Annotated in this window: 13 protein-coding genes and 1 pseudogene; 10 read left to right on the top strand and 4 right to left on the bottom strand. The window is 72.6% G+C overall.

Translation table 11 applies throughout. The features are described 5' to 3' along the window. Positions 1-6 precede the first annotated feature (6 nt). Complete coding sequence (locus CGQ25_RS14680; RefSeq protein WP_208710593.1) at positions 7-1,209, bottom strand: hypothetical protein; 1,203 nt, start codon at positions 1,207-1,209, stop codon at positions 7-9. 118 nt (positions 1,210-1,327) lie between these two features. On the opposite strand from CGQ25_RS14680, the gene CGQ25_RS14685 reads away from it, so the two are divergent. From CGQ25_RS14685 to CGQ25_RS14710, 6 genes are all read left to right on the top strand, one after another. Continuing rightward, the gene (locus tag CGQ25_RS14685; protein WP_208710594.1) at positions 1,328-1,870 is read left to right on the top strand and encodes a hypothetical protein; all 543 of its coding nucleotides are present in this window, start codon (positions 1,328-1,330) and stop codon (positions 1,868-1,870) included. Continuing rightward, positions 1,870-2,427 (top strand): TerD family protein, encoded by a 558-nt coding sequence (locus CGQ25_RS14690; protein WP_208710595.1) that lies wholly within the window; start codon positions 1,870-1,872, stop codon positions 2,425-2,427. Before CGQ25_RS14685 ends, CGQ25_RS14690 begins: the two co-directional genes overlap by 1 nt. Then, positions 2,424-3,239 carry a hypothetical protein gene (locus tag CGQ25_RS14695; protein WP_222703656.1) on the top strand — a complete coding sequence of 272 codons (816 nt, stop codon included), beginning with the start codon at positions 2,424-2,426 and terminating at the stop codon, positions 3,237-3,239. The genes CGQ25_RS14690 and CGQ25_RS14695 overlap by 4 nt, the downstream gene beginning before the upstream one ends. Positions 3,240-3,305: 66 nt before the next feature. Beyond that, positions 3,306-4,550 carry an HpcH/HpaI aldolase/citrate lyase family protein gene (locus tag CGQ25_RS14700; protein WP_208710597.1) on the top strand — a complete coding sequence of 415 codons (1,245 nt, stop codon included), beginning with the start codon at positions 3,306-3,308 and terminating at the stop codon, positions 4,548-4,550. Further along, a complete protein-coding gene (locus tag CGQ25_RS14705; RefSeq protein ID WP_208710598.1) occupies positions 4,547-7,378 on the top strand; it encodes a phosphoribosyltransferase domain-containing protein in 2,832 nt (943 codons plus the stop codon). The genes CGQ25_RS14700 and CGQ25_RS14705 overlap by 4 nt, the downstream gene beginning before the upstream one ends. Beyond that, positions 7,371-8,291: an HAD family hydrolase gene (locus CGQ25_RS14710; protein WP_255405353.1), complete on the top strand. Its 921-nt coding sequence runs from the start codon at positions 7,371-7,373 to the stop codon at positions 8,289-8,291. Before CGQ25_RS14705 ends, CGQ25_RS14710 begins: the two co-directional genes overlap by 8 nt. Before the next feature lie 86 nt (positions 8,292-8,377). On the opposite strand, the gene CGQ25_RS14715 is transcribed toward CGQ25_RS14710, so the two are convergent. Further along, positions 8,378-9,421 carry an LLM class flavin-dependent oxidoreductase gene (locus CGQ25_RS14715; RefSeq protein ID WP_255405354.1) on the bottom strand — a complete coding sequence of 348 codons (1,044 nt, stop codon included), beginning with the start codon at positions 9,419-9,421 and terminating at the stop codon, positions 8,378-8,380. 196 nt (positions 9,422-9,617) lie between these two features. Between CGQ25_RS14715 and CGQ25_RS14720 the strand changes: the two genes are divergently transcribed. From CGQ25_RS14720 to CGQ25_RS14730, 3 genes are all read left to right on the top strand, one after another. After that, positions 9,618-10,118 carry a hypothetical protein gene (locus CGQ25_RS14720; RefSeq protein ID WP_208710600.1) on the top strand — a complete coding sequence of 167 codons (501 nt, stop codon included), beginning with the start codon at positions 9,618-9,620 and terminating at the stop codon, positions 10,116-10,118. A 177-nt stretch (positions 10,119-10,295) separates the two neighbouring features. Then, positions 10,296-10,580, top strand: a complete 285-nt coding sequence (locus tag CGQ25_RS14725) for a WXG100 family type VII secretion target (RefSeq protein WP_208710601.1) — start codon at positions 10,296-10,298, stop codon at positions 10,578-10,580. Positions 10,581-10,858: 278 nt separating this feature from the next. Further along, the gene (locus CGQ25_RS14730; RefSeq protein WP_208710602.1) at positions 10,859-11,323 is read left to right on the top strand and encodes an Lrp/AsnC family transcriptional regulator; all 465 of its coding nucleotides are present in this window, start codon (positions 10,859-10,861) and stop codon (positions 11,321-11,323) included. A 169-nt stretch (positions 11,324-11,492) separates the two neighbouring features. On the opposite strand, the gene CGQ25_RS14735 is transcribed toward CGQ25_RS14730, so the two are convergent. Next, a complete protein-coding gene (locus CGQ25_RS14735) occupies positions 11,493-12,842 on the bottom strand; it encodes a rhodanese-like domain-containing protein (protein ID WP_208710603.1) in 1,350 nt (449 codons plus the stop codon). A 67-nt stretch (positions 12,843-12,909) separates the two neighbouring features. Beyond that, positions 12,910-13,863: a hypothetical protein gene (locus CGQ25_RS14740; protein WP_208710604.1), complete on the bottom strand. Its 954-nt coding sequence runs from the start codon at positions 13,861-13,863 to the stop codon at positions 12,910-12,912. Between the two features lie 362 nt (positions 13,864-14,225). On the opposite strand from CGQ25_RS14740, the pseudogene CGQ25_RS14745 reads away from it, so the two are divergent. Beyond that, positions 14,226-14,432, top strand: a pseudogene (locus CGQ25_RS14745) (IS481 family transposase); the annotation flags it as partial.

Here is a 14,432-nt window from a genome sequence, read left to right on the forward strand (position 1 = left end):
GGAAGGTCAGGTCTCGTCGAGCTCCCGCGCTTCGAAGTCCTCGTCCACGAGTCCGAGCTCCTCTTCGGTCATGAGGGCGTCGTAGACGGCGTCGAGGGCTGCGACCGGAACCGCGACCATGCCGTCCGAGGTGTCGAGGAGCCCGAGCGCTTCGAGTTCGCGGATCTCGGAGAGAAGGGCTTCACCGAGGCCCTTGAGCCGTTCGGCAGCGTCCGGGCCCAGCTCCTCCTCGACGTCGAGGTCGTCCCCGGACTCCGTGCCGAGCGAGGCGACGTCCTCAAGGGGGAACGGCTCCTGGTGGAGGCCCGCGTTGAGGATCGTCGCGAGCACGGCCCCGGTCTCCCCTTCGAGGGTCCCGGGCGCCCCGTCGGAGCAGGCGGCGGCGACAATCTCCGTGGCGAGGAACTGCGCCTCGAGGTGCCCCATCGCGTCGTCGCCTCCGAGGTCCGCGGCGCCCTCGCCGGGGCGGGCCGACCCCTCGTCGAGCTCCACGAGCTCCGCGGCGAGCATGGCCTGCCACACACGGAGCGCGCGCTCCTCCGACCCGATCGGGCCGGCCACCTCCGTGAGCGCAGCCGTGGGAAGCGAGCCATCGGCGTCGACCTCGCGGCCCTCCCCGAGCCACTCGAGGAGCTGGCGCGCGTGGCGCACGAACGGCGAATCGGTCGCGAAGGCTCTGGACTCCTCATCGGTGGCCTCGGGAAGGCCGGCCAGCGGACTGGCGTCGACAATCCCGCCAAGCCGCTCGGCCTGGGCGTCGAGCTGCTCGGCGACGTCCTCGAGCTCCTCCGCGGTGCCCACCCACCGGCCTGTCTCCTCGAGGAAGCTCAGCCAGTCGACGAGGGTCCCCACCACATAGCGCTGGTCCTCGATGGCCTCGTCCTCATCGGCCCCCTCGGCCTCGGCCAAGGTCGCGGCGTCCTCGATGTACGGCTCGAGGTAGGTCTCCAAGCTCCGGGGATCCATGCGGAACGAGGTCGGCGTCGCGAGATCGGCGTGGATGATGGTCAGGAATCCCTTGACCACGTTGAGCTGCTGGGCCGCGAAGGCTGCCATGTCGGGCTCGCCCCCGGTGGCCCAGGCAATGTACTCGGGCGTGACGGAGTCCACGAGCAGTGCGACGTTCCGGGCCCGCCGCTGGACCACATTGGGCGCGACCGCCTGCTTTGGGCGGGTGTTCTTCGGCTTGCGGGTGCGGCTCTTCGGCATGACACGAGCGTACGTCCCGACCGCGCCGCAACACAGTGCCGCGCCCTACGGGCACCCCCCCGGGCGGAGGCTGGGAGCGGGCTGCAAGGCTGTCGGCGCCAGACGCTACGCTGATCCCATGGTGGCGAAGTTCTTCGGTTCGCTGTTCGGCGGTGCCGAACGCGAGCCCCGGCGCGCGCTCGACGAGCAACTGCCGCTGACCCAGGAGCAGGAGCTCGAGCAGACGAGGGTGGCCCTCGCGGAGCTGCGCAGCGCGGTCCGACGCGCGGGCGCCGTCCTGCCGGTCCTCGCGTCGTCGCGGCTCCGCCAGACGGACGACCTCCTCGCCGCCCTCATCGGATACATCGCGGAGCACGGCGCCTCGACCGAGCAGCGGGTGCTGCTCAACGCCATGGTCACCGACTACCTCCCCACCTCCCTGCGCGTGTACCGGGCCCTGCCGGCCTCGACGCATACGGAGGACAGCCCCGAGGCGGAGAAGCTGCTCGAGCAGCTCGACATCCTCCACTCGACGGCCCTCGACCTCGACAACCAGGTCCGGACCGGCGCCATCGCGGAGCTGAGCGTGCACGGCCGCTTCCTCCAGGACAAGTTCGACGTCGGGGGGATCCGCCTCACGCCCGGCCCCGGCCCGCACCCCCACGAAGGAGACAGCCACTGATGGCCTCGATGGTCGCGGGCAGCAACGCCCCGCTCACGGCAGAGAACCCCGGTCTGCCCGGGGTCATCATCGCGATGGGCTGGACCGCTGTGCCCAGCAATGGGCCCCAGTCGGAGCTCACTTCGATGGCGATCGTCTGCGGCGCCGACGGCCGCGCCCTCTCCCCAGAGCACCTCGTGTTCTTCAACCAGCTCACGACGGCGGGCGGCGGCGTCCGCTTCGCCGGCGGCGAGGCGAGGGACGCCGAGCAGGTCGATGTCGAGTTCGCGCGCGTGCCTGCGGACGTCGCCAAAATTTCCTTCCTCGCCTATGTCGACCCCGAGCTCCGGGGCCCCGGGACGTTCGCCGCTGTGCGCAGCGCCTACGTCCGGGTCGCGCGCCCGGACGGGTCGGAGCTGCTGCGCTTCGACATTCCCGAGATGCATGGGGACCGGATCAAGGCCATGATGTTCGGCGAGCTGTACCGCCATCGGGACGACTGGAAGTTCCGAGCCCTCGGGCAGGGCTACGAGAACGGCCTCGTGGGCGTGGCCCAGGACTTCGGGCTGGACCTGTGACGCGGGGCCTGCGGGGCTCGGACGTGCCGTTCCTGACCCGGCGCGTGAAGGAGCCGGCGACACCGGCGCCCAACCCGGCGGTGCCCAACCCGGCAGCGGCCAGCCCGGTGTCGGCGCCCAGCCCGACGCGCGCGGCCAGCCCGAACCGAGACCCCCTCGACCTCTCGGCGCCGTCGGCACACAGCCCATCGTCCGCGGCGGCCCCGAACCGCAACCCCCTCGACCTCTCGCATCACGCGTCCCCCCGGCCGTCGGCGCCCGGGCCGTCGGTGGCTCGGCCGGAGGTGCCGCGCTCCCCCGAGTCCCGCCTCTACCCGGCCCCGGCGTTCGGCGAGCTGCGGCAGCTCACGGCGAGCGACGCCGTCGTGCGTCTCAACCCGCGCCAGTCTGGGATCGGCTCGCTCATCGTGACGGGCACGCGCGGTGTCGCGTGGGAGGGCGAGGACCGCACGACCGGCGCGCAGAGCGTGCACCACGAGGAGATCGGCACCCCGATTCCCACCGCAGGGAACCGCCCGCTCGTGGGCTACCACGGACGGGATGCCCTCATCGTGCTGCGCCACGTCCGGCTGCTCCGCCGTGCCCTGTTCATCGCCGCGGGACCCCCGATGACCGTCCAGACGTTCGACGGCTCCGGCGTCGCCGTGCAGGGAACCCTCGCACCCGGGCAGCGCACCGTGCTGACGGTCGCCCGGATCGGGTCGATGCTCGAGGTGCGCGCCGAGTCCGTGCCCGAGGAGTGGGACGACGGGCAGATCTGGCGCGAGTTCGCGTTCACCATGACGGTGGGACTGGGAGGCCCACGCCGCTAGACCCCGGCCGCGGCACCCGCCGCCCCGGAGCCAACCGCACACTGCAGCCGACACTTTGGGGGAACCATGCTGCACTATTCCTTCCTCAACGACAGCACACGCGATCGACTCTTCCACCGGCCGCCGCAGGAGCTCGGAGCGGATTCCGACCCGGCAACCCTGGCCACCGGGCTGGGCGCGACCCTCTACACGCCCGGGACGCGGGCGGCCCTCGGCGAGGGGATCCTCAAGCGCGCCCGCGCGGGCTGCACGAGCACCGTCCTGTGCCTTGAGGACTCGGTGGCCGATTCCGCTGTGGAGAGTGCCGAGGACAACGTGGTGGCCGCCCTCCACGAGCTCGCCAGGCGGCGCGCCACCGGGGTCGACGGCGCGGCCCCGGCCCACGCGGGCAACGCGGCCGCGGGTGTGTGGACGGACGACGGCGGGCGCCCGGAACGCCTCCCGCTCCTGTTCATCAGACCCCGCTCGCCGGAACAGCTCCTGTCGGTGGGCCGCCGGCTGGGCGACGCGTCGGAGCTGCTCACCGGTTTCGTGCTCCCCAAGTTCGAGAACTCGACCGGTCGCGGCGAGCGGTACCTCCGCGCGCTCGAGCGGCTCAACGCCGAGCTGTCCCTGCGCGTGCCGCTGCGCGCGATGCCGATCATCGAGCACCCGCTCACGACGCACCGCGAAACCCGGCACGAGGCGCTCCTTGCCGTTCGGGACCTCCTCAGGGCCCACCGCGGCCAGGTCCTGTCGGTGCGGCTCGGGGGGACCGACATCGCCTCGGAGTACGGCCTGCGCCGCACGCGCGACCTGACCATCTACCACGTGGGAGTCGTGGCCGAGGTGATCGCCGACGTCGTGGGCATCCTCGGGCGCGCCGACGACGGGTGGGTCATCTCCGGCACCGTCTGGGAGCACTACAGCAACACCGAGCGCATCCTGCGGCCCCTCCTGCGCGCCACTCCGTTCGAGGTGGCGAACTCCGCCATGCTGCGGCAGCACCTGCTGGGCGCGAACCTGGACGGGCTCATCCGCGAGATCGAGCTCGACCAGGCCAATGGGCTCATCGGCAAGACGGTCATCCACCCCACGCATGTCCCAGTGGTGCACGCGCTGCACGTGGTGAGCCACGAGGAGTATGTGGACGCGCTGGACATCGTCGGGTCCGAGGGCGGGGGCGCCACCGCTTCCCGGTCCGGCACCCGCATGAACGAGTCGAAGCCCCACCGTGCCTGGGCCCTGCGCACTCTGCGCCGTGCTGAGGCTTACGGGGTGGCGCGTCCCAAGGTCACCTTCGTCGACTTCCTGGAAGTGAGCATCAAGTGACCCACCTCGCCGAAGTCACCCCCTCTGGCGCCGAAGTCACCCCCTCTGGCGCCGAGGTCACCCCCTCTGGCGCCGAGGTCACCCCTTCCCGGCGTGAACAGCGCTGGCCGGGGGCCGTCGTGAGCGAGCGGCTCGGCATCCGGCTCACGACGGCGCCCGGGAGCCTGCTGCCCATCGACGCCCTCGTGGGACTGGCGGTGCGCCGCAATCCCAAGCGCGCCCAGCTGCTCGTCTCGCGGGTCCTCGCGAAGCACGCCCCCACGCCTCCGGGCCTCGCGATCGGCGCAGGCCGGCTCTTGGGGGCCGCAGTGGCGCACGCGCACGGGCTGTTCTCGCCGGATCCCAAGGCCCCCGCCGAGGCGCTGCGCCGCTGGCTGGAGGGGACGCCGCCGTCGTGCGCGGAGATCGTCGCACTGCCCGACAGCCCGCCCGCGGCCGGTCGCTCCATCGGCACGCTCGGGTACGCGGAGACCGCGACCGGGCTGGGCCACCTCGTCGCAGAGTTCCTCGGCTCGTACTACGTGCACTCGACCCGGATCGCCACTGCCGTGCGGCCGTTCGGCGGATTCGAAGAGGAGCATTCGCACGCGACGAGCCACACGCTTGTCCCCACAGATCCCGACCGGCTCGCGCGCGCGGCCACCGTGGTGCTCGTCGACGACGAGCTCTCGACCGGCCGAACCGTCCTCAACACCATCCGCGAGCTCCACACCGCGTGGCGCCCGGCTGCGTCAACCGGCACGCACGACGGCGACGCGCCCGGCGGCGAGAAGGGCGGGCGGCGGTATGTGGTCGCCGCACTCGTGGACCTGCGTTCGCGCGAGGACAGGTCCCGTTTCCAGGCGGTGGCCGACGAGCTGGGATGCCGGCTGGATGTCGTGGCACTCGGCTCAGGATCGGTCGAGCTCCCCGATGATGTGCTGGACCGCGCCTCGGAGTGGCTGGCAATGCCCGCACCGGGTGACCTCGCCCCCACGCGCGGTGACCTCGGCGGCACACCGGGTGACCTCGGCGCCACACGGGGTGACCTCGCCCCCACACCGGGTGACCTCGGCGCCACACGGGGTGACCTCGCCCCCACACCGGGTGACCTCGAGCCCACACGGGGCGACCTCGGCGGGGTGCGGAGCGCGCGATTCGGCATCGACACCTCCGGCCCGCACGGGACACGCCTCTCCGAGCTCGCCGTCCCCGCGGCCCGGGAAGCCGCGGAGGCGCTGGCCGCGGCCGGAGTCGTGCGGACGGCCCGGGTCCTCGTCCTCGGATCGGAGGAGCACCTCGCCCTGCCGCTCGCGATCGCGGACGCGCTGACGGCCGCGTTCCCGGACACCAGCTTCTCCTCCACCACCCGTTCACCGGTCCATGTCCACGACGAGCCGGGCTACGCGATCCGCTCGGCCCTGCAGTTCGCGTCCCACGACCACGCAGTGGACGGGGGGCCCGGCAGCGGCCCGCGCTTCGCATACAACCTCACCACAGGCGGCAAGCGCTTCGACGCGATCGTCTACGTCCCCGAGCCCGGCACCGCCCCCGGAGACCTCGAGGCCGGCGACGGCAGCGTGTCCGCCGCCCTGAAGCGCGCGGCGGACACCGTCGTCGTGCTCCACCTCGCCGCCGCGCCGCCGTACCCCGAACCGCTCCGCGGGCCGGGCTTCGGCTCCTACCCTGCCGAGGATGTCGGCTGGCTGCTGAAAGACCTCTTCCACGCGCGCCTCGAGGCGCCGACCCACGAGCGGGAGGCGGCGATCCAGTCGGGCCGGGCAAGCTACGCAGAGTCCCTCCCCCAGGAGTACGAGCCCAGCCCCGAGTACCAGGCCCTCTTCCACCAGGCCCTCGAGGAGTCCAAGCACCGGATCGCCCAGGCGGTCGCGGACGTCACCGAGCAGGTCCTGGCGCTGCGCGGCAACGAGCCGGTCCTCGTCTCGCTCGCCCGTGCCGGGACTCCGGTCGGCGTGCTCATGCGCCGCTGGGCGCGGCACGCCCATGGGCTCGACGTGCCGCACTACACGATGAGCATCGTGCGCGGGCTCGGGATCGACAGGAACGCCCTGCGCTGGCTCCTCACCCGCCACCGCCCCGAGCAGCTCATGTTCGTGGACGGGTGGACGGGCAAGGGCGCGATCACCCGTGAGCTGGCCGCCGCGGTGGCGGCGTTCGCCGCGGACGGGTCCGGCGGCGCAGGCCTCCAGCCATCCGGTGGGCGCCTCTCCCCCGAGCTCGCCGTCCTCGCGGACCCCGGGCACTGCGTCCGGGTGTTCGGCACCCGGGACGACTTCCTCATCCCGTCCGCATGCCTCAACTCGACCGTCTCGGGTCTCGCGTCCCGCACCGTGTTCAACCGGGAGCTCATCGGGCCGCATGACTTCCACGGCGCCAAGTTCTACCGCGAGCTCGCCGGGCGCGACGTCTCGAACGAGTTCGTGGACGCGGTCGCGGCCTGCTTCCCGGCCATCCGCCCGGCAGCCCAGCCGCCGCTGGCGGACCCCAGTTGGGCGGGCTGGGCCGCCGTGGAGAAGATCGCCGCGGAGCACGGCCTCGGCCCGGTCCGCAGCGCGGTGAACCTCGTCAAGCCCGGCGTCGGGGAGACCACCCGCGTCCTCCTGCGCCGCGTGCCGTGGAAGGTCCTGGCCCGCCCCGAGCTCCTCGAGACGGACGACGCCGGGCGCCTCCTGCGCGGCGAACTCGCCCACGTGCTGCTGCTCGCCGAGCAGCGGGGCGTCCCGGTCGAACCGGTCGAGGGACTGCCCTACAGCTGCGTGGGGCTCATCCATCCACAGCTCACCCCGGGCGCGACCGGGGCCGATGGGAAGACGGTGCTCGATGTCTGAGACAGGAACGCTCTCGCTCGTCCCGGACACCCCGCCGGACACAGCGCCCGACGCACCCCGAGACGCCCTGCCGGCACACCTCACCGGGCTGCCCGTGGTCGCGTGCGACCTGGACCGCACCCTCATCTACTCGGCGAAGGCCCTCTACCTCGACGGCCCCGACCACGAGGCTCCCCGGCTCGTGGTCAGCGAGCTGCACGAGCGCCTCCCGCTGAGCTACATGACGCGCGACGCCGAGGACCTCCTCCTCGAGCTCCTCGACCACGCCTTCCTCGTCCCGGTCACGACGCGCACGCGTGCCCAGTTCCGTCGCGTCCAGCTCCCGGCCACGCGGTACGCCGTGACGACCAACGGCGGAGTCCTCCTGGCCCACGGCGAGCCCGACGGCGACTGGGCCGCCCAGGTGCGCGGCGCCGTCGACCGCGGGTCTGCCCCGCTCGCGGAGGTCCTAGCGCACCTGTCGGAGAAACCCGCGCCGGGGGTGCAGCGGATCCGGACCGCGGAGGACCTGTTCGCGTACGCGATCGTGGAGCGGGCCGAGCTGCCGGACGGATACGTCGGCCAGCTCACCGCGTGGTGCGCCGAGCGCGGCTGGGTCGTCTCGCTGCAGGGCCGCAAGCTGTACTGCGTCCCGGCTCCGGTGACGAAGGAGGCGGCCATCGGGGAGGTCATGGAACGCGTGGGCGCGACGACGCTCGTCGCCGCGGGGGACTCGCTCCTTGACCGTGGGCTGCTCGAGATCGCGGACGTCGCCCTGCGCCCCTGCCATGGCGAGCTCGACGCCGCGGGCTACACGCGGCCGGGGCTCCGGGTCACGGAGACTCCCGGTGTCCGTGCCGGCGAGGAGATCCTCCGCGCGGCGCTCGAGGCCGTGCGACGGCCCTCGCCGCTGGCCTTGCGATTGTCGGGTTGACGCCGGTTCCGGGCGCGCGCACCCACGGCCAGCCGACAATTGCGGCTCACTCCGCGGGTTCACCCCCGCGGACTCACCCCGGACGCTCAGCCCCGGAGCGCAGAGGATGCCGACGCGTCCCGGGCCCACTCCTCGGCCATGAGGCGGAAGGAGCGCTCGCGCATCGCGGGGTCGTGCGCGTAGCCGGTGAGGATGATCTCGTCGATCCCGTAAGAGCCCGCGAAGGTCCGCAGGAACTCGGCGGCCTCCGTCGGCGTCCCGACGGCGGAGACGCGCAGCGCCGAGGTCGCCATCTGCTCCTCGTGGGGCGCCCAGTCCATCTCAGGCACGGGCGGCCGCAGCGGCCCGCGCGTGCCACGGCGGATCGCAACGAACATCTGCTGATGTGTGGTGAAGAGGAACTCCGCCTCCTGGCGCGTCGGGGCGACCATGAGATTTGCCCCGGCCATGACGTAGGGCTCTGCGATCTGGGCTGTCGGGGCCGAGGGGTTGAACATCTGCCGGTAGGTCCAGATGGCCTCGGAGAGCTGGAACGGGGCGAAGTGGCTCGCGGCCGCGTAGGGCAGGCCGAGCTGGCCCGCGATGGCCGCACCCGCCGTCGAGCTCCCGAGGATCCAGAGGGGCACGTTCGTCCCCCGGGCCACGCCGGCGTGGACGCCGTGCGAGAGTTGCACCGACTCCGCGTCATCGACCTGGTCCCCGAAGTACCACGCGAGGAGGCGGATGTTCGCGGCGAAGGCGGCCTCGCCGTCGTCGTGCGAGCCGCGGCGCAGGAGGGCCGCCGTGCGCGGGTCGGTGCCCGGGGCGCGGCCGAGGCCCAGGTCGATGCGGTTCCCGTAGAGGTGCGCGAGGGTGCCGAAGGCCTCGGCGACGGCGAGCGGGGCGTGGTTCGGCAGCATGATGCCACCGGAGCCGACCCGCAGCGTCGAGGTGTTCGCGGCCGCGTTCGCGATGAGCAGCGCGGTGGCACTCGAGGCGAGGGCGTCGGTGTTGTGGTGCTCCGCGTACCACAGCCGCCGGTAGCCTGCCTCCTCGGCGAGCTTGGCGAGGCGGGTCGCGGACGCGAGGGCGTCGGCGACGGTGGCGCCCTCCACGACGGGGGCAAGGTCCAGGATCGAAAGAGCGGTCACATGCTTGGGCAACCTGAGCGCGAGCCGAGATGTTCCCGAGACGGATGTGGGAAGAATGTCACAGCGGATAACAGGTGCATTGCTTTTCAGCAACTAAGCCGCTTCCGGCTTGTGGGAGCAGCCGCTTCTCTGGAAAGAATGGATGGTCGTGGCCGGCGCGAGGGCCAGCCAACCGACCCCGTGGGGAGGAGCTTCTGTGGACGACGCCTTGCTGGTTGCCAACCTGGTCTACATCGGGACACTCATTCTGGGCGGTGTCCTGTTCGCCTTCCTCGCCGCAGCCTTCGGCATCACCCTCCTGATCGCGGGTGCCGGGCAAGGGATCGCCTCCATCATCGGCCTGCTCCTGCGCCCCTTCCGCCGCACCGGCGGCCAGGCCGTAGCCGAGCGCACGACGGCGGACGCGGCCGACGCGGACCACATCCGCACGGCTGTGATCGCCAAGGCGGACGCGATCCTCGCCTCCCAGCGCGCGGCAGCGGTCGCCTCCAGCGAGGCGGCCTCGTCCGCCCGCGATCCGAAGCGGGATGCCACCGGCGCCACCCAGGCTGAAGACGAGGACGTCGCGGTCCCGGCCGCCGCACCCGCAGCCTCCACCGCCGCCGTCGAAACCACCGTGACCCTCGTCAGGCCAGCAGCGAGCCGCCCCATCCATACGGGGACCCAGCCCGTTCTGGCAGTCGGCCGGGCCAGCTGACCGGAGCCCCAGCACCTGCCCGCCCGACCACCGAGGGCCCCGATGCGCCGCGCGACGGCGGTCCGGGGCCCTCGGGCGCGTGTGGAGTTCTCCCCATCGCAGCCCTTGGCCCGGCCCGGTAGCGTGGGGCCCAGAGTCCACGGGGGAAGCTCGGGGAACGGACGAAGGGAAGAGATCATGGCGATTCAGCAGGGTGCCAACGTTGCCGAGCTGCGCGGCGTCGCGAAGCAGTTTGACTCCAAGGCCGCCGAGGTCGAGAGCATCAAGAACAACCTCAACGCCCTCATCAACAACAACATCCCCGCCAACTGGGCCGGCCGCGACGCCGACCAGTTCAAGAACGAGTGGCAGGCCAGCGGCATGAAGTCGCTCGCGAAGCTCATCGAGCAGCTGCGCGAGGCGTCCCGGACGATGAAGACCAACGCCGCCGCCCAGGAGCAGACCTCCAGCACCCTCAGCTGACCCGGAGCGCAGCTGCAGCACTGAAGGGCCCCGAGGCAGACGCCTCTGGGCCCTTCAGTGCATCTCAAGTGCATCCTGTGCTGGCGTGCGGCAGGGCTGGCGCGCCCTCTCGGGTCCCGGGCGCTGGGTGGTGCGCCGCGGGCCGTCTCCGCGCCGGGCCGACCTGTGGGCCGGTCCGGCTGATTGCCACCATCGGACCACTGGATGCCCGTCAGTGACAACAGGCGTGGAGTAGAGTGGTCAATCTGATCAATAGTCCGCCCGATTTTCCGCGAGGAGTGGTCACTTCGCAGCAGCTTGACTCCACCGACCGCCGGATCCTGCTCGCCTTGGACGAGGACCCGCGGGCGCCCATCATGGTCCTCGCCCAGCGGCTCGGCCTGGCCCGGGGGACCGTCCAGTCGCGCATCGAGCGCATGACGGCTTCCGGGGTCCTGCGTGAGCACTCGACGCGGGTCCGCCCGGAGGGCCTCGGCCGGGGCGTCATGGCGGAGGTCAGCGCAGAGCTCGACCAGAGCCGGATCAACGACGCCGTCGCCGCGCTCCGCGGGATCCCCGAGGTCCTCGAGTGCCTCGCCCCCGCCGGGGACACCGACCTCCTGATCCGGGTCGTCGCCACCAGCCCCGACGACCTCTACCGCGTCTCGGAGGAGATCCGCCTCTGCCCGGGCATTCGCCGCACCTCGACGCGGATGATCCTGCGCACCGTCATCCCCTACCGCACGACGGCGCTGCTCGCCTGAGCGCCCCACCGCCCCATCTCGGGTACAGTTCGCGCGCCCCGTGGGCGTTTCGGGTACGGGGGCGTGTACCCGAAAGGGCGTTCTGGCGTCCCGATCTGTACCCGAGACGGGAAGGGAGAGGGGACGGAGAGGGGACGGGAAGGGAGGGGGACGGGAAGGGAGGGTCGGGTCAGGCCGTGACGAGCGACAGCCCGGCGTGGGCCGCCCGCGAGAGGCGGTCGTCGATGAGCACCACTGCCCGGCCTGCCCGGTCGAGCAGACTCGCCGCGACGCTCGCCCGGTAGCCCGACGAGCAGTACACCCACACCCGACCAGCCGGGACGTCGTCGAGCCTCGCGAGCAGCTCGTGCAGCGGGACGTTGACCGCCCCGGGGAGGTGGCCGGCGTCGTGCTCCTCGCGGCGGCGCACGTCCAGGACCGTGTCCTCGGGCGGGAGCTGCGCCGCCACGTGCGCCCAGCCGAGCCGGGGGTAGGAGGAGGCCGGGGCGCCGGGCGCAAGCTGGGCCGGATCCTCGCCGAGGGCGGCGTCGGGACGCTCGATCCCGATGCGGGCGAGGTCGCGGACGGCGCGCTCGACGTCGTCGCGCGCGCCGACGAGGGTCAGGGTGCGGCCGTAGGGGAAGAGCCAGCCGAGGTAGTTCGTGAAGTTGGTGCCGTATTCGAAGCTCGCGGTGCCGCGGAGGTGGTCCGAGGCGAAGGCGACCCGACTGCGGAGGTCCACCACCCACTCCCCCGCCTCGAGCCGGTGCTGCAGCATGTGGGGGTCGAGGGGCTCGGGGACGGAGAGGTCGGGCTCGCCGGGGCCCTCGGCGTTGAGCGGGGCCATGTGGGCGTAGAAGCTCGGGTAGGCGGTGAGGTTGGCGATGAGCTCGGCGACGAAGTGCCCCTCGTCCGGGTCGGTGTAGACGTGGTTGGACTCCAGCTGCTCCCCGAGCGTCGACTCGGTCGCATCCGACGCGGGGCCCGAGGAGCAGAAGGAACCGAAGCCGTGCGTCGGGTACAGGGCCGCGTCCGGGCGGGCCTCCCCCGCGAGCCGCCGGGCGGAGGCGTACTGGTCGTGGGACAGGCCCACGGTGTCCCGGGCGCCGAGGAGGTCCGTGCGCCCCACCGACCCGTACAGGACGCTCCCGCCGGAGAACACAGCCTGCCGGCCCTCGTGCTCCACCACATAGGAGAGGTGGTGGTGCGTGTGGCCTGGTGTGGCAACCGCGGTGACGGTCAGCGCGCCGACGCTGAACCGCTGCCCGTCCGCGACGGGGGTGCGCTCGAAGGAGACGTCGTCCAGCGCGCTCACGAGGTACTGCGCCCCGTGCTTGCGGGCGTATGCGTAGCCGCCGGTGAGGTAGTCGTTGTGGAGGTGGGTCTCGAGGACGTGGGTCACCTCCACGCCTGCCTCGGCGGCCGCCCGCTCGAGCCGGTCGATGTCCCGCTGGGGGTCCACGAGGAGGCCGTGTGCGCCGTCGTGGACGAGGTAGCTCCTGTCCCCGAGCGGCGGCGTCTCGATGACCACGACTTCCATGGCGTCCTCCTCGTCGTGCGGCCTGGCGTGAGCCCACCGTACGTCGGGGCAGCCTGCCACGACAGGGCTAGAGCCGCGGGCCGCCGTCGAGCCGCTCGAACTCCCGCAGCCACAGCTCCCGGGCCTCGGCCTCGCGCGCGCGGCGCGCCTTCGTCGCGGCCCGCAGCTCCTCGAAGGCCGCCGACGGCGCCGACTCCGCCGCCCCGCTCCGGCTCCTCCGCCCGACACCGAGCATGAGCAGCGCGCGCTCGGTCGCCGCAGCGTTCTTCACAGCGAACGACGTGCGACGGCGCCGCATCGCCTCCCGCACGGCGGCCTGGGCGGCGGGGCGCTGCCCGAGCTCGCGCAGCGCGCGGGCACGGATCACGAGGAGGGCGGCGGCGACGTCGTTCGCGTTCGTGAGGCCCTCGGTCCGGGAGACGACGTCCCGGGGGCGGCCGAGCACCTCGTAGAGGCGGCAGGTGGCGAGCGCGGCGGGAAGGGACGGCGGCAGCGGATCCATGACGGCAAGCGCCTCCTCGGGCCTGCCGATCTCCCTCAGGCTGTGGGCGAGCGCGAGGCATACGGCCTCCTCGCTGAAGGCGACTTCCACCTCGACGCCCTCGGAGAGCTCGATCCAGTGGCGCAGGCCCCCGAGGTACGTGGCGGCGAAGGCTGCGGCCGGCGGCCCGCTCGCTCCGGCGAGGCCGCGCGAGAGCAGCTCCGCGGCCTGGGCGTGCTGGTGCGCGCGGTAGGCGTGGAGGCCGGCCGCAACGTAGCAGAGGCCGGACCAGCCGGGATGCGCCCGTGCGAGCAGAACGAGCCGCTCGGGGTCGCTGCCGAGGAAGATCGCCGCATGGACCTGCTTCTCGACCTTCGACGCGAACGTGCGGAGCTTGGGGGCGCGCACCCGCCCGGTGACGCGGCGGGCAATCCTGCGGCCCAATCCGCGCACGGGCGCATAGACCTGCACGCCCCGGAACGGGGTGAGGTCGCGCAGGTCGTGGAACGAGGGCTGGCGGTCCAGCTTGCCGGAAGCCATGCCCACCATGCTAGCGAGGGCCGCCGGCCGTGGTGCGGGTACGGCTCTGCCCGCCCGGGGCTTTCGGGCACGCGGGTGCCCCCAGGAACGCCTTGGTGCACCTGAGACGCCGCGCGGCGCTGCCGGGACGTCCTGGTGCGGGGAGGGCGCCTTCGGGGCGTCTCCTCCGCCACAGGGCGTCTCGTACAAGCGCGTCCCGCACAAGGGCGCCGGCCGCGCGTGGGGCTCACGCGCCGTCGTGCGTACCCGGAATGGCGTGGGCGGGATGTGAAGTCTCGGGACTGAATGGACACTTCTGTCTCAGGAGATCGTGGACGGTGTGTCTCACGAGTGTGTGGACACTTCACCGCTCAGATCACGGCATGAGCATCCATGAGCCTGATCTGAAGGTCCGTATGCGTGTGGCCCAGTGGCCCGATGACGCCCCGCGCGGAGCGGTGGCGCAGTTCTGCCGCAGGCACGGTGTCTCACGGGCCTGGTTCTACAAGGTCCTCGCCAAGGCCCGGGCCGAGGGGACGTGGGCCGCCACCGAAGTCGGGTCGAACCGTCCGCTGACCAGCCCGTGCCGG

It is taken from the genome of Sinomonas sp. R1AF57 (assembly GCF_002224485.1).
Lineage (GTDB): Bacteria > Actinomycetota > Actinomycetes > Actinomycetales > Micrococcaceae > Sinomonas > Sinomonas flava.

Excerpts from the sequence above, each read along its gene's own strand:
- CGQ25_RS14680 (WP_208710593.1), bottom strand. The coding sequence starts at position 1,209 with ATGCCGAAGAGCCGCACCCGCAAGCCGAAGAACACCCGCCCAAAGCAG.
- CGQ25_RS14685 (WP_208710594.1), top strand. The coding sequence starts at position 1,328 with ATGGTGGCGAAGTTCTTCGGTTCGCTGTTCGGCGGTGCCGAACGCGAG.
- CGQ25_RS14690 (WP_208710595.1), top strand. The coding sequence starts at position 1,870 with ATGGCCTCGATGGTCGCGGGCAGCAACGCCCCGCTCACGGCAGAGAAC.
- CGQ25_RS14700 (WP_208710597.1), top strand. The coding sequence starts at position 3,306 with ATGCTGCACTATTCCTTCCTCAACGACAGCACACGCGATCGACTCTTC.
- CGQ25_RS14710 (WP_255405353.1), top strand. The coding sequence starts at position 7,371 with ATGTCTGAGACAGGAACGCTCTCGCTCGTCCCGGACACCCCGCCGGAC.
- CGQ25_RS14725 (WP_208710601.1), top strand. The coding sequence starts at position 10,296 with ATGGCGATTCAGCAGGGTGCCAACGTTGCCGAGCTGCGCGGCGTCGCG.
- CGQ25_RS14735 (WP_208710603.1), bottom strand. The coding sequence starts at position 12,842 with ATGGAAGTCGTGGTCATCGAGACGCCGCCGCTCGGGGACAGGAGCTAC.
- CGQ25_RS14740 (WP_208710604.1), bottom strand. The coding sequence starts at position 13,863 with ATGGCTTCCGGCAAGCTGGACCGCCAGCCCTCGTTCCACGACCTGCGC.